The sequence below is a fragment of the Psychrobacter sp. CX21 genome (assembly GCF_057396255.1).
On the sequence record NZ_JBXYJG010000021.1, the window covers coordinates 25,241 to 38,607 of the forward strand.

A 13,367-nucleotide genomic window follows, 5' to 3' on the forward strand; every position below is an offset into this window, starting at 1 on the left:
ACTTAATAGCCATAACCAGGGTTTGTAAATAAATCTCGTAACTCACGCTCTAAAGAGGCGTGGAACTCCTCTGCTACAACAGACTTTGTTGGCGCGTTGTCCAGCTTGTTTTGTACCCATACGCGCAGCGCCATATGGTTATCAAAGCAAGTGTCAACCTCTAAGAAACGTGCTAAATCATTACCTGCCTGAATACAGTTATCGCGTATCAAGGCATTTGCAATACTATTTGCCTCAGCACTAATATGTCCTTGAGGTTTGTGATCAGCCAATAGTGTTTGATAATCAATGATCTTCATTGTTAACCTCCTTGTCCATATCCATATTGCTCGTGTCAAACTGCGCTTGACTACGATTGACCAACGCTTCAAAAGCGCTACCATCTTGACGAGTCATGTTAGGTACGTAGCGACTGTAAGTATTAAACAGCATCTTAGTGGTTGAATGACCCATCTGATATGCAATCCATTCAGGGCTCTCACCAGCGGCTAACCACAGAGTGGCTGCAGTATGCCTAGTTTGATAAGCATTGCGCTTTTTAAGGCCTAATGCTTTAAGCGTAGGATGCCAAACTCGTTTGTTAACGTTGTTATAGTCAAATGGCTCTCCCTTATGAGAGCAGAAAACATAGTCAGATTTGCCATAAGTGACCTTGTATTGCTCCTTTAACGCATCATAGACCAGTTGTGACATTTGGATGGCTCTATAAGACTCTTGCGTCTTAGGTGGAACGATTTTGCCTTTAACCAACGCCTGATTGATTACAATCTCTCTTCGACTAAAGTCAACATTCTCCCAAATTAAACCATCAATCTCGCTGGTTCGCATACCCGTAAAAAAGCGCACAAGATAGTAAGCCTTATAGTCTACTCTGACACCGTTTAAAAACTTCCAAACCTCCTCTAATGTGAAGGGCTGAATATTAACCTTAGGCTCTTTAAGTGCTTTGATATCCTCATAAGGATTTTCAAACTTGTAGCGTTTGGCCGCTTCTTTTAGTATCATACCCAAAGGTACCATGATAGAGTTTATGCGTGCCGCTGACAGATGTTTGTTAGTTTTTCCGCGCGTAACTTTGGCGAGTGATGAGCGGAAGGCTAATACATCTGTCTTTTTTATGCCTTCAATGGGCCTGTTTTTAAATTCAGGCAGTAAGTACATATCCAGTATTTCTCTGACTTTGCGCCTTTGAGTAGCACGCCATTCAATCTCTTTTTCTGAAAACCAGAGTTCTGCAAACTGGGTAAATGAAGGCACATTGATCGTGATGCATTCTTTTCGCTCACTTAGATACATCATCCGTTCAGCTTTATCACTCTTGGGGAAGTACTGAGCGTAATTGAACGTACCCAAAACAATCTCAGCTTCCATCCTTTCAATTATCTTTTGCAACTTCTTACGGTTTTCAGGGGTATCAATCAAATTGGTTGTTTCACGACAACGGACTCCTAAGTATCGAAAGTCGACAAACAACTTTTTACCTCGGCTTCTAATGCTAGCCATAATAGCCTCCTTATTGTAATGCCATGGCGTTGATGCTGCCGGATACGCCGACACGCATGTCTTTTTCAATTTCTTCCCATACATAAAGGATTTTTCTACCACCAAAGGGTCTGATGTAGTGAATGCCTTCAATCAGAACACTGTCTTTAAGTTCATTTCGAATCGTACGAGGGGTGTACTTAATGCGTTCAGAAAGCTCTTGGGTTGTTAAGTAAGTATGTGACATAATACATTCCTTATATAAAGTTTAATCATCACGGTACTTTTAAATACCATAGTTGTAATTTAGCACATATTTATAACTATGCAAGTACTTTTTACAACTAAGATTGGAGTTTTTCTGTGATAGTTAATCATTTACCGACTTTGTTAGCGGAAAGAAGACTAAAGGTAGCGGATGCCGTACGAGCGACAGGAATTAGCAAAACAACGTTACATAAAATATATAATGACCAATCATCAAGAATCGACTTCGATACTATTGATAAGCTGTGTGAGTTTTTAGAGGTTGAGGTTGGGGATATATTTGAATATGTTGCTGATGCAGAAGAGCAGGACTTAGAAAAGTAGAGTAGAGGTCAAATTTTAGGCATTTTTGAGTCAAAGAATTTAGAGCAGGCACAACTTGGGCACAATCTGGGCACACGGGTTTTTTGCGAGTGATAGGTTAAGCTCAAATCGATGGATTGTGGCGAAAGTTAGAATTAGTGTCAGCCCTTATATTACGGGCACAAAAAAACCCCAATCATAAAGATTGGGGTTTTCAAATCTTGGTAGGCGTAACTAGATTCGAACTAGCGACCTCTACCATGTCAAGGTAGCGCTCTAACCAACTGAGCTATACGCCTATTGAGGTGAAGTATTTTAACAAGTTTTTCACGCTTTGCAAGCTTTTTGTTCTACACCTTGCGTATAAAATTTAAATAAGATTACCAAACCTGTTTAAAACAAAGCTACGCATCGAAGGCCTTTTGGCAGGCTTGCACCAAATAAGGGTCGACAGACTCCTGATTCAATAGCCATTTGAGATATCTAGCGCCCTCAGAGCTAGCAGCGACATCTTCAATCAATTGACCTTTATACTTACCAAAGCTCAAGTGGGTTGGGATACGTGCCATTTGGCTAAACTCGTACAAGCTAACAATGTCGTTAATATCATGTTATCTCTCATTTGCCAAATCAATCAAACTTTGTAGAACCAATTGTGTAAAATAGATATCGTTAATAGCAGCGTGAGCATGTTTGGCTTCAGCACGGGCAACGTCGTAATGAAAATGATAAAGCAAGGCAACTAAAGTGTGGCTTTCTAGCGTTGGCAATAAATAGTTTGCCATGACTTGGGTACAAATAAGCTTGGGCGTGCGCATCACACCTGCATTTTTTAATACCTGCATATCAAAGTCAATATTGTGCCCAATAAGATACTCAACATTATCAGGCAACTTAAAGTCGGTATGTGGCGACTCGTCTATAATATCCTCTTCACATATATGCGACGTTGCCATCGAGCCTAAGCTGATCTGCTTTAAAGGGTTAAATCGTTTCGCTCTTGGCGCTTGCAAAACGATGACCTCGCTGTCTTTAATATCAACAATAGAGTAAGCGGCTTCCGTCATGTGTGGCTCAACTAAGCCTGTGGTTTCGGTATCAAATATATAAATAGTCATCAAATAGCCTTACTAAATCTGTAAGCTGTATTGTACTCGACATCTGTTATAAACTGACAGGTTTAAAGTGTTATTTATCCAGTGCTTCATTTAAACATAATGAATTGGCATAATATTAAGGATCATCCACCGTTTATATGACTCACAAATCAACAAAAACATTTCCATCGTATAGGTTAGTGGTCACTATAATTATGAGTGTTGCCGCTCTTCATTTGGTAGTAGCCGCAGTAATAATAGACAATCTTAATACGAACATCAAACCTAAAGACATCCCTAGCCCGGAGCCTATTCAAATTACAGTATTATCAGAACGCATTACGCCATCTACTGACATAGATACTAAACAAGCATCGAGAGGTGTTCGTAACCCTACGCAAGAGGCTACAAATAATAATAAACAGCAAGCTTCAGATATTACGGCTTCTAATACTAATACAACAGGGACTACAACGGAAACAGCATCTAATAATACACAAGAGACTCAGAACCATACCCGGTATAATAACAACAACAATAAGACGCAGACTACCAATGATGATGACACCCCTAATGTTGCTGCATACGGTTCAGTTGAATCTCAATCCTCTGAATCTAATAAAAACACCAAGGACGATAACCGCGATATAAATATCAATAAAAATAACAACGATAAAAGTAACAACAATAACGTGAGTACTGGCACTAATGATGGCACCCAGCAGACGGTAACGACAAACAATGCTAGCAGAAAAGATATAACGGGTGTAAGCCAAAGTGGTTTGGATAGCTCACCTGATGATATTGTTGTGTCCACACTAGCTAATAACCTCCAAGATACGCCTATCGAAATTACTATTCATGATCCAAGATGGGAGAGAAAACCAGACTTTAACTTTAGTTCTAAAACTGGCTCTGATAAAAATAAGACCTATGACGTTGTATTAAAATTAAAAGTTGATAAAAATGGTAATATCAAAATTTTAGAAGTAGAGGGTTCAGGTGATATCAAATTTGATAAAGAGGTTATACAGGCGGTAAAAAAAGCCAAACTTCATCCCTTTAAAGTCAACGTTGTTGCAAATGAGGGGATTGCGACGTTACACGTTGAATTTTAAAATTTTTTTATAAATATAATTTTACTTAAGGATATCTATGGGTTTTGACGCCTATTGGCAGTATACCGATGTCATTACAAAGACATTATTTTTTATTCTAATTGCCTTATCCATTTTGACTTGGGTGACGGGCATATTGCGCATTATAAAAAGTTATCGTTTGAAAAATAAAGTTGCAGATGACTTAACACATGCGCTTACTGAACAATCCAAACATTGGCACGCTTTACCATACGATCAGCGTAAGACAGCTACTGAACAAGCGTTGTTACAACATATCGGCCGCTACCGCTATCAATGCGAAAAAGGGCTCTCCATTTTGGGAACCATTGCGTCAGTCGCCCCCTTTATTGGGTTATTTGGCACCGTGTGGGGAATATTTCACGCTTTAGACAATATTGGCGCTTCAGGTAACGCCACCCTCGAGCAGGTTGCAGGGCCAGTAGGGGAGGCACTTATTATGACGGGGTTAGGTTTGGCAGTTGCAATACCCGCAGTTGTATTCTACAACGTGGCGGTACGATTAAACCGCCGAATTCAGTTCATTGCTAATGATACTGCTTACGGTATATTAGGCGACAGCACGACGACGCATCAAAAATAATCTGATTCAGTGTGGTTATAAATTATGCAGGAGCATTAACAGGAGCATTAAATTACATGGCTTTTAAACTAGGCGATGATGACATACCCAGTATCAACGAGATGAACCTTATTCCGCTCATTGATATCATGCTGGTGTTAACCATCATATTTATGATTACAGCTTCAGTAGTAAACCCCGCTATACCGCTTGAGCTTCCCAAAGCTGCTGCAACCACTCAAGAGACTGCCGCACCCATCATTCACATCAGTGTCGATGCTAAAGGCGGTTTATATTGGAACAATGAAAGCGTTACCATGCGCCAGTTAGAATCCCGATTCAATCAACTCACCCGTTTAGATGAAACTCAACCAAATCAAACTCAACCAAACCAAGTTCAATCAAGTCAAGCTCCTTCAGCTCAAAATAAGAATCAAAAGCCCAGTATTCATATCTATGCTGATAAAAACGCTCGTTATGAAAGTGTGGCTAACATACTAGCGATGGCGAATAACGCTAACCTAACCCAAATTGCATTTGTAGCAGATCCTTAAACTATATATACCTAATCGATATGTAGATAAATAGCCTAAGCAATTAAAAGAATTTAAATAGTTAAGCAGTCCTAATATTTGAATGTTCAATAGACCCTAATATTAGTTAGATTCATCTTAAATTGAATAACGTGACTTTTATTCATTATGATATTCGCTTATGATAACTCCATTGAATTTTATAACAATTTTTATAGCTATTCCGTTCGCTATGGTAGAAATGACCAAAGCCGTACGTCTTAAGTACGCCGCCTGACACTAAAAACCCAACGTCTCAACCATAGCTAAAAGCCCTTAACATCAACGTGTTGAGGTCTTTTCATATATTAAGCGCCATGATTTATTAATTAGGGGCTATGTAGATAGTAGGGGGATGTGGTTAATTAGAAGCCAATCCCGCTATTCGCTACTATCTGTCGTCTCAAGCGGGGCGAGTGGCTAAGATTTGGCGTGTCGCCTGCTACGCGCGCCACGCCAAACCGAGCCACCGCAGCCCACTTAAGCCGCCAGTATAGCCGCTGCTATCGGGGCTAGCGGTCAGACCATGTTCTTAACCAGCGCCGTCGTGGTTTGGGTGTGGCTATCATAATGAGCATCTTAAGCTTTAGCATTGAGCATTCTAAGCTTTAGCAATGACATTTATTGTTTAGAAATACCGACAGGATTAGTATCTGTCAAATCTGTCATATCTGTCATAGCGAGGGCAGGGCTTCTAAAGGCAAGCGCTTTATTACTAAAGCTGCCTATCATTACCGATTCAATTAGGGGTTTGATATCGGCGGCGCTACTCTCTACATTAAGCACAAAGTTAGCACCAGAGCCTCCTGTATCGTCATGTTTCTCAACGATATAATTAAGCGTGCCCATAGGCGGTAACTCAATTGATTTTTCTAAATAATGACGCACAAACTTACCTTCGGTATTGTAATAATCAATCTTGGTAACATAAAAACTGTCCTGCAAGCTGGTATTACGGATACTTAAGGTCGCTGATAACAACACTTTAGGATTGCCTTCGTCCACATAGATATCGGAGTACACAGGCACATAAAACATCTGTTGATAGGGCAGATCATTACTAATGGTATCGTCTGTTTGTAAGGTATCTAAGGGGCTTTGTTGTTTATCGTTATAAACTATATTAGGGTCGATTTCAGTATTATCACACCCTGCAAGCCCCAAACTTAAAGAGAGTAACAACCCCAATAAAATGCTGTTTCTCATGCGCTATCTACCTTAATTAAAATAATGTTAAGTACTATGTTTAGAAGCTATCTTATGTTTATGGGCTATGTGATGCTTAGGAGCTATATTATCTTAGGAGCTATATTATCTTAGGAGCTATATTATGCTTATGGGCTATGTGGCGTGCTTTTCAAACAACTTTTATAATAGCTAACCCACTAAAATATTGGTTTCTGGATACTTTATCTTGGTAGTTTTTGGCATTGCAATCAAAAAGGCTAGGGTTAAAGGGCCTACCCGACCGGCAAACATCATAAACATAATCACTATCTGCCCAAAGCTACTTAACTCTGTGGTCAAACCTCGTGATAAGCCAACGGTACTTAAGGCCGATACCACCTCAAACAGCACATCTTCAAAGGCATGATCAGCTTCGATAATAGCAAGTACAAACACACAGAAAAATATAAGCATCATGGTAATACTAAATAAAGCCAATGCTTTGCGCACTTGACGTTCAGGTATGCGCCGTTCAAATACGACCACATGATCACGTTGCCGAAGGTAGGACCAGGTGGTCAATAGTATGAGGACAAAGGTTCCCAGCTTTAGACCACTTGCAGTAGAGAGCGACCCACCACCAATAAACATGAGAAACAGCGTAAGTAGAGTGCTTGCATCTGTTAATTGGTCAATCGCTATACTGTTAAACCCTGCGGTTCTTGGGGTGATTGCTTGAAACCAAGCGGCAGTTATTTGGTCACTTAAACTTAACGCTCCAAGGGTCTGCATATTGTTATGTTCAAACAACCAATATAAAACAAAGGCAATAAGATTAAGCACGGCCGTTGCCACAATAACCAACTTGGTATTGGCTTCAAATTGATACCAGCTCTTATGAGTTATGAGGTCTCTAATTACTAAAAACCCCAGCCCGCCAAGGGTAATTAAACTGGTAATAACTACGGTTATGCCTATATCACCCACATAGGGCGATAAACTATCGCTGGTAAGGGCAAACCCCGCGTTGTTAAAGGCTGATATCGAATAAAAAACCCCATGATACATAGCATCCGACAACGGCATTTGCGGTATAAACAAGGCTGTTAAAGCAATAAAACCCAACGCCTCTATCACAAAAGCAATCTTAACCACATATTTGGCCGTGCCAATAATGTCTTTAAAATTGGTATCGCCCAAGGCTTCGCTAGCAATCATTTGGCTTTTAATGTTCAATCTGCGCTGCAAACTAAAAAATGCCAATACTGCAAAGGTCATAAATCCTAAGCCGCCAAGCTGAATTAAAGCGGCTATCACCACTTGCCCAAAGGTACTGTATATTGCCGTATCTACCACAGCAAGACCTGTTACGGTTACCGCCGATGTGGCTGTAAACAGGGCATCTAACCATGATATTGACTCATGGGTGGCTACAGAGAGTTTTAACAGACCACTGCCCAAACCGATCAACACCAAGTAACCAAACGCCAGTATCATAGGAGGTGAGGTAAAGAGCCGTGGTAACTTTATTGACATAGCATATACCTGTTTGAACAAACCTACCTATTAAGTTAAAACCCAACAAACTAGATCAAGCATCTTTATGAAAATACTTTGCCAAAGGTTTTAAGTATTTTAATAGCCCTGAAAATATAAGTTTATCCTCAGGCAGTATTTGCATATGGTTATCATAATTATGAATCGTTTTTGTGTTACGTACTACGCTTAGCAGTTGTATGTTGGGATGTTTGTGTAAAATCTCACTAACTAATTGCGCAGCCCACTGGCTAGGAATATCAATACGCACGATAAATTCATCATTACCCAAAGATAGATACTGTCTCACCATTGGGTAGTTCATCGCTTGAGCAATGCGAACCCCCATATCTTGTTCTGGATGAATGATATTGGTAACGCCCATGTTTTTTAAAATAGTATGGTGCGCATCGGTTTTTGCTTTAACCCACAGGTTTTTGATGTTCAAATTGACCAGGTTCAAGGTGCAAAGCAAACTGGCTTCAAGATCGTCACCTATACTGACGAGCACCCCGTCAAACTGGGCTAAATTAAGCTCATCGGTGACCTCTTTATTGGTGGCATCTGCAATAACAGAATGACTCAATATATTACTGACCTTATCAGTTTCTACTTCATCCAAATCTATGCCAATAACCTCATTGCCTTGATTTTGAAGCTCGATGGCACAAGTGCGCCCAAAAGCACCTAACCCTATAACTGCAAATTGCATAATACACCTTTTAGACGTTGCCAGACTAAGGCTATTCTACTGCGAGTCTCTAGGTTAAAACTATAACGAATACATTAAAATCGTAGACGTTGTGTATCTACCAAACCAGCCTCAAACATATATAGGTATAACCAACGAACTATAGTCAGCGCACTTATAAAGAGTCACTAAGAGTCACAGTATTAACCTCGCTAAGCCTACTCCCGTATTAGTATTAATTGCTACTTGCACTCGGTTGCCTTGTAACCATTGTAGACTTCTTTGACTATATAAACACTTTCATAAACACTTTCCAGTTGCTATCGTAGATGCAATACTTTTTTCTTAAATACTTTCTATCAAACGTATAGACAAAAAAAGAACCTCAATTGAGGTTCTTCTAAAATACGACTTAGCATTATCGAAACAGGCTAACCACTCACTTTAGCAATTACGTCCTCAAGGCTTAACAATTGTTTTTCGCCGTCATGGCGGTCAACGTACTCGTATTTGTCGTCAGTGTTATCATCAGCCAAATTGCGTTCAGATACTACGATACGGTGCGGGATGCCAATCAGTTCTAAATCGGCAAACTTAACGCCAGGACGCTCGTTACGATCATCTAAAATCACGTTTAAGCCTTTTGATTTGAGCTCATCATATAAGGCTACGGCCGTGTTCATCACTGTATCCGTTTTTGATTTCATCGGTACAATAGCAATGTCGAACGGCGCAATCGAATCTTTTAGATTAGGGGTTTTTGTCCAGATGATACCGTTGTCGTCATGGTTTTGTTCAATAGAGGCGGCAATAATACGGCTAACCCCAATACCGTAACAGCCCATCATCAAGGTTTTAGGCTTACCATCTTCGCCCATAACCGTACAGTTAAGCGCTTTAGAATACTTATCACCCAACTGGAAGATATGACCTACTTCAATACCACGCTTAATGCTTAAGGTGCCTTTCCCATCAGGGGATGGGTCGCCCTCAACGACATTACGAATATCAACAATCTTGGTAATTTGTGCATCACGCTCCCAGTTCATGCCCGTGGTGTGCATATTATATTCATTGGCACCTGATACAAAATCTGCCAGCGCCGCCGCTGCACGATCAACATACACAGGCATATCTAAATCGACACCGATGTAGCCCTTTTTCAAACCAGCGTCTCTCATCTCCTCTTCGCTTGCCATCGTTAAAGGCGTAGCCACTCCTGCTATTTTTTCAGCTTTGATGGCGTTTAAGGTATGGTCGCCACGTAAGATTAATGCGACTAACGGCGTTTGATTATCGTCAGTCGTCTCGTTATCGGCAGACGTCTCATTATCGGCAGTCGCCTCATCAGTAGCGCCATGTACAATCAGCGTTTTAACCGTTTGTTCTAGCGGAACATCTAAATGTTTAGCAACCGCTTCGCAAGTTGGCATTTTTGGTGTGTCTACGTTTTGACGGGCTTGCGTCGGTGCAGGGCGCTCATCAAAACATACTGCTTCTACCAGTTCAACGTTTGCGGCAAAGTCCGACCCATTTGAGAAAGCAATCGCATCTTCACCGCTGTCTGCTAATACATGAAATTCGTGCGAGGCCGAGCCACCAATTGACCCTGTATCCGCCAACACGGCTCTAAAGTCCAAACCCAATCGACTAAAAATCCGCGTATACGCATCGTACATCTCTTGATAGGTTATCGCTAAAGACTGCTGATCTAGGTGGAATGAATAGGCGTCTTTCATGGTAAATTCGCGAGCGCGCATAATACCAAAACGGGGGCGGATCTCATCACGGAACTTATTTTGAATCTGAAAAAACGTCATGGGCAGCTGTTTGTAACTGCGCAGCTCGCCATCGGCAATACTGGTAATGACCTCTTCATGGGTCGGGCCTAATACAAAGTCTCTATGATGACGGTCCTTAAACCTTAATAATTCAGGGCCATAATCTTCGATACGCCCTGTTTGCTCCCACAGTTCAGCAGGCTGGGTCATTGGCATTAACACTTCTTGAGCACCAATATTTTGCATCTCTTCACGCACAATTTTTTCAACTTTTTGTAGCACCCGAAGACCGATGGGCAACCACACGTATAGCCCCGACGCAAGCTTACGGATTAAACCTGCTCTGACCATCAATTGGCTCGATGCGATGTCGGCATCACTTGGCACTTCCTTTAATGTCGCTAATAAAAACTGACTGGCTCTCATAAAAGACTCAACTTTAACTATTTAATATCGAATAGGGGGGTGGCGTGTTATAAATTTTGGTTTTATTCCATTACCCTGACTATGTTAGGTAAAGTCGCGTCATGACGCAATCATTTTTTAATGTTGTAGACGCATCTGGGGCAGTAAATGCAAACAGTGAATAGGAAACCTAATACAAACAACTATTGGAAACGGTTAATGCTAATAGTTATCGTAAATAAACAGCGATATTGAAATAACATTACTTTAAAGCGTATTTTAAATCGTATAAAGATTGAATATACCTACTATTACCACCATTTAAAGAATAGGTATTGCTCACCGATTTAAAATTTTTCAAAACTGCTATTTTTAACACGGGTAGACCCCTATGACAAATAAGCGTCCTGACACCGCCAAACCCAGTCGAGTTTGGTTAAAATTAGGCATGTTGCTTATCATTATTCTGCTTACTGCTTTAGTCTGGCAGAGGATGACTACTGATGACACACCTGAAATCCAGACCGTCACACGTGATGGGGTGGTGTCTCGTATTCAAGAACTCAATCGTTTAGAGACGATGGCTTATAATGTAGATACGATTATTACTAGTGAACAAGAAGGCACATGGCAGCGCCTATGGCAGGATGAACAAAAAGGGCTGTTTCTAGCGCAAGGTCGTGTGGTCGCCGGGGTAGATTTAAGTCAACTTAGCTCCCAGATGGTTCAAGTCACTGACCCGACGCCAGAGCAAATAGAAGCGGCCAAAGCGCAGATGGCAAGTAGTGATAAGCGCTCAACTGTGACTATTATGCCGAACATTATGATTACCTTACCCCCAGCGCAAATTTTTACGGTCTATCTTGATGACGTTGAGGTATATGATTGGCAATCGGGTGGGTTTTTTGGCATGACTCAAGCTGAACCTGAAATATTTAAGCAAGCGCAAGCCAGTGCAAAAAATGAGATACTTGAACGCGCTTGCCAAGATGGTGTCATGCAAAAAGCAGCAGACAATGCTCAAAAAGAGATGCAGCAGTTATTTGCAATGACGGGTGCAACGGTCACAGTACACACCCAAGGTACAGGGGCATGTCGACCTATTGATTAAATTTAGTAGCTAATCACGCTTGTATGTTAAAAAAGCCATAGATAAGTGTTAACCTTAGCTATGGTAGCAGGTAGAGTGAGCTAGTGATCCCGCTATAGCCAAAGAGCTCGACGCAAAGATAAAGCCCTCTACCTGTATTTCTTTAGATTGAATGGTATCAAAGTGCCTTAGAAAATAAAACTAAGAGACACTGTATTCACAAGGGAAATGCAAAGAAATGACCTATCAAGTATACGTTGGAATTGACATATCCAAAGCTAAATTTGACGCAACATGGCTAAACCAAGAAGGTAAAAAAGTTAAAAACAAAGCCCACAGCAAAACCTTTACTAATGACGAAAAAGGCTTTGCAATCTTTACCAAATGGCTAGCTAAGCAAAGCACAAACAAGAAACCGGATGAATGTCTTATCATCATGGAAGCCACAGGCATATACTATGAGAACCTAGCCTATGATCTACACAGTAAAGGCTACACAGTATCCGTTATTAATCCGGCATATGCCAAACAATTTGCAGGTGCCATCGGCAGTCATCACAAAACCGACAAACAAGACGCGTACGTACTCGCGCAATACGCCTATACAAGGCACCCTAAAGCATGGCAGCCAGAACCTGAGCACGTGAGAAAGCTCAAGTATCTGCTAGACCGTTTAGACACGCTCAAGGCTGATAAAAAGCGAGAAAGCAACCGTCTAGAAAAAGTTGAATCTAGAAAAAGCTATGACAACGATATCGCCCAGTCTATAAAACAAGTGATAGACACTTATAACGAACAAATAGATATCATCCAAGCCAAAATAGATAAACACATAGGTAATCATCCTGACTTAAAGTTAGGCTATCAACCTAGTTAGCATTCCAAGCATAGGTAAGACAGTCGCACCGAATGTATTGTCGCTACTCCTATCTAAGGATTTTAAGGATGCTTCGCAATGTGCCTCATTTGTTGGATTAACCCCTATACATATACAGTCAGGAATCTTTAAAGGAAAAAGCCGTATTAGTAAAAAAGGGGATGGCAACCTACGATCGAAGTTGTTTATGTGTGCTTTATCTGCAATTAGTTGCAATCCTGATGTTAAGCAACTATATGAGCGACTGCTGAAGAGAGGAAAATGCAAAAAAGTGGCTTTGATTGCAGGTATGAGAAAGTTATTACAGATTTGCTATGGTGTGATAAAGCACCAAAGCAAATACAAACCTCAAGTTGCTATTTGATAGTAATTTGAGTTGACATATAAGATGGTATCTT

General features: G+C 40.8%; 16 protein-coding genes and 1 tRNA gene. 7 read left to right on the forward strand and 10 right to left on the reverse strand.

Annotation, left to right across the window (positions count from 1 at the left end; translation table 11 throughout):
• Positions 1-2: 2 nt before the first annotated feature.
• Genes AC2SLP_RS10715 through AC2SLP_RS10725 form a run of 3 tightly spaced genes read right to left on the reverse strand, consistent with a single transcriptional unit; the run spans position 3 to position 1,729 of the window.
• Positions 3-299 (reverse strand): hypothetical protein, encoded by a 297-nt coding sequence (locus tag AC2SLP_RS10715; protein WP_486536661.1) that lies wholly within the window; start codon positions 297-299, stop codon positions 3-5.
• On the reverse strand, positions 286-1,503 hold the full coding sequence (locus tag AC2SLP_RS10720) for an Arm DNA-binding domain-containing protein (RefSeq protein WP_486536662.1): 1,218 nt from the start codon (positions 1,501-1,503) through the stop codon (positions 286-288). The genes AC2SLP_RS10715 and AC2SLP_RS10720 overlap by 14 nt, the downstream gene beginning before the upstream one ends.
• Before the next feature lie 10 nt (positions 1,504-1,513).
• Positions 1,514-1,729, reverse strand: coding sequence for a hypothetical protein (locus AC2SLP_RS10725; RefSeq protein ID WP_007393965.1), 216 nt, complete (start codon positions 1,727-1,729; stop codon positions 1,514-1,516).
• 116 nt (positions 1,730-1,845) lie between these two features.
• Here AC2SLP_RS10725 and AC2SLP_RS10730 point away from each other — a divergent pair, with 116 nt between their 5' ends.
• The gene (locus AC2SLP_RS10730; protein ID WP_486536663.1) at positions 1,846-2,073 is read left to right on the forward strand and encodes a helix-turn-helix domain-containing protein; all 228 of its coding nucleotides are present in this window, start codon (positions 1,846-1,848) and stop codon (positions 2,071-2,073) included.
• A gap of 201 nt (positions 2,074-2,274) precedes the next feature.
• On the opposite strand, the gene AC2SLP_RS10735 is transcribed toward AC2SLP_RS10730, so the two are convergent.
• From AC2SLP_RS10735 to AC2SLP_RS10745, 3 genes are all read right to left on the reverse strand, one after another.
• Positions 2,275-2,351, reverse strand: a tRNA-Val gene (locus AC2SLP_RS10735).
• A gap of 105 nt (positions 2,352-2,456) precedes the next feature.
• Positions 2,457-2,621 (reverse strand): hypothetical protein, encoded by a 165-nt coding sequence (locus AC2SLP_RS10740; protein ID WP_486536664.1) that lies wholly within the window; start codon positions 2,619-2,621, stop codon positions 2,457-2,459.
• Between the two features lie 42 nt (positions 2,622-2,663).
• Positions 2,664-3,170: a 3'-5' exonuclease gene (locus AC2SLP_RS10745; protein ID WP_486536665.1), complete on the reverse strand. Its 507-nt coding sequence runs from the start codon at positions 3,168-3,170 to the stop codon at positions 2,664-2,666.
• A 194-nt stretch (positions 3,171-3,364) separates the two neighbouring features.
• On the opposite strand from AC2SLP_RS10745, the gene AC2SLP_RS10750 reads away from it, so the two are divergent.
• The 3 genes from AC2SLP_RS10750 to AC2SLP_RS10760 are packed head-to-tail and all read left to right on the forward strand — an operon-like array spanning position 3,365 to position 5,404.
• Positions 3,365-4,267, forward strand: a complete 903-nt coding sequence (locus tag AC2SLP_RS10750) for an energy transducer TonB (RefSeq protein WP_486536666.1) — start codon at positions 3,365-3,367, stop codon at positions 4,265-4,267.
• A 37-nt stretch (positions 4,268-4,304) separates the two neighbouring features.
• Positions 4,305-4,871 carry a MotA/TolQ/ExbB proton channel family protein gene (locus AC2SLP_RS10755; RefSeq protein ID WP_486536667.1) on the forward strand — a complete coding sequence of 189 codons (567 nt, stop codon included), beginning with the start codon at positions 4,305-4,307 and terminating at the stop codon, positions 4,869-4,871.
• 56 nt (positions 4,872-4,927) lie between these two features.
• On the forward strand, positions 4,928-5,404 hold the full coding sequence (locus AC2SLP_RS10760) for an ExbD/TolR family protein (RefSeq protein ID WP_486536668.1): 477 nt from the start codon (positions 4,928-4,930) through the stop codon (positions 5,402-5,404).
• Between the two features lie 639 nt (positions 5,405-6,043).
• Here AC2SLP_RS10760 and AC2SLP_RS10765 read toward each other — a convergent pair.
• The 4 genes from AC2SLP_RS10765 to AC2SLP_RS10780 all read right to left on the reverse strand — a co-directional run bounded on the left by AC2SLP_RS10765 (position 6,044) and on the right by AC2SLP_RS10780 (position 11,023).
• On the reverse strand, positions 6,044-6,628 hold the full coding sequence (locus tag AC2SLP_RS10765; protein WP_486536669.1) for a DUF3124 domain-containing protein: 585 nt from the start codon (positions 6,626-6,628) through the stop codon (positions 6,044-6,046).
• 171 nt (positions 6,629-6,799) lie between these two features.
• Positions 6,800-8,125, reverse strand: coding sequence for a TrkH family potassium uptake protein (locus AC2SLP_RS10770; RefSeq protein WP_486536670.1), 1,326 nt, complete (start codon positions 8,123-8,125; stop codon positions 6,800-6,802).
• Positions 8,126-8,180: 55 nt separating this feature from the next.
• Positions 8,181-8,837, reverse strand: a complete 657-nt coding sequence (locus AC2SLP_RS10775) for a potassium channel family protein (RefSeq protein ID WP_486536671.1) — start codon at positions 8,835-8,837, stop codon at positions 8,181-8,183.
• 410 nt (positions 8,838-9,247) lie between these two features.
• Complete coding sequence (locus AC2SLP_RS10780) at positions 9,248-11,023, reverse strand: proline--tRNA ligase (protein ID WP_486536672.1); 1,776 nt, start codon at positions 11,021-11,023, stop codon at positions 9,248-9,250.
• Between the two features lie 370 nt (positions 11,024-11,393).
• On the opposite strand from AC2SLP_RS10780, the gene AC2SLP_RS10785 reads away from it, so the two are divergent.
• The 3 genes from AC2SLP_RS10785 (at position 11,394) to AC2SLP_RS10795 (ending at position 13,333) form a co-directional block, all read left to right on the forward strand.
• Positions 11,394-12,113, forward strand: coding sequence for a DUF4230 domain-containing protein (locus AC2SLP_RS10785; RefSeq protein ID WP_486536673.1), 720 nt, complete (start codon positions 11,394-11,396; stop codon positions 12,111-12,113).
• Positions 12,114-12,330: 217 nt separating this feature from the next.
• Positions 12,331-12,969 carry an IS110 family transposase gene (locus AC2SLP_RS10790; RefSeq protein WP_486535257.1) on the forward strand — a complete coding sequence of 213 codons (639 nt, stop codon included), beginning with the start codon at positions 12,331-12,333 and terminating at the stop codon, positions 12,967-12,969.
• A gap of 37 nt (positions 12,970-13,006) precedes the next feature.
• Positions 13,007-13,333 carry a transposase gene (locus tag AC2SLP_RS10795; protein WP_486535256.1) on the forward strand — a complete coding sequence of 109 codons (327 nt, stop codon included), beginning with the start codon at positions 13,007-13,009 and terminating at the stop codon, positions 13,331-13,333.
• The last annotated feature ends 34 nt before the right edge of the window (positions 13,334-13,367 follow it).

Coding starts and splice junctions, on each gene's coding strand:
- AC2SLP_RS10745 (WP_486536665.1), bottom strand. CDS start 3,170: ATGACTATTTATATATTTGATACCGAAACCACAGGCTTAGTTGAGCCA.
- AC2SLP_RS10740 (WP_486536664.1), bottom strand. CDS start 2,621: ATGGCACGTATCCCAACCCACTTGAGCTTTGGTAAGTATAAAGGTCAA.
- AC2SLP_RS10790 (WP_486535257.1), top strand. CDS start 12,331: ATGACCTATCAAGTATACGTTGGAATTGACATATCCAAAGCTAAATTT.
- AC2SLP_RS10725 (WP_007393965.1), bottom strand. CDS start 1,729: ATGTCACATACTTACTTAACAACCCAAGAGCTTTCTGAACGCATTAAG.
- AC2SLP_RS10715 (WP_486536661.1), bottom strand. CDS start 299: ATGAAGATCATTGATTATCAAACACTATTGGCTGATCACAAACCTCAA.
- AC2SLP_RS10775 (WP_486536671.1), bottom strand. CDS start 8,837: ATGCAATTTGCAGTTATAGGGTTAGGTGCTTTTGGGCGCACTTGTGCC.
- AC2SLP_RS10780 (WP_486536672.1), bottom strand. CDS start 11,023: ATGAGAGCCAGTCAGTTTTTATTAGCGACATTAAAGGAAGTGCCAAGT.
- AC2SLP_RS10760 (WP_486536668.1), top strand. CDS start 4,928: ATGGCTTTTAAACTAGGCGATGATGACATACCCAGTATCAACGAGATG.
- AC2SLP_RS10770 (WP_486536670.1), bottom strand. CDS start 8,125: ATGTCAATAAAGTTACCACGGCTCTTTACCTCACCTCCTATGATACTG.
- AC2SLP_RS10785 (WP_486536673.1), top strand. CDS start 11,394: ATGACAAATAAGCGTCCTGACACCGCCAAACCCAGTCGAGTTTGGTTA.
- AC2SLP_RS10755 (WP_486536667.1), top strand. CDS start 4,305: ATGGGTTTTGACGCCTATTGGCAGTATACCGATGTCATTACAAAGACA.
- AC2SLP_RS10720 (WP_486536662.1), bottom strand. CDS start 1,503: ATGGCTAGCATTAGAAGCCGAGGTAAAAAGTTGTTTGTCGACTTTCGA.
- AC2SLP_RS10750 (WP_486536666.1), top strand. CDS start 3,365: ATGAGTGTTGCCGCTCTTCATTTGGTAGTAGCCGCAGTAATAATAGAC.
- AC2SLP_RS10765 (WP_486536669.1), bottom strand. CDS start 6,628: ATGAGAAACAGCATTTTATTGGGGTTGTTACTCTCTTTAAGTTTGGGG.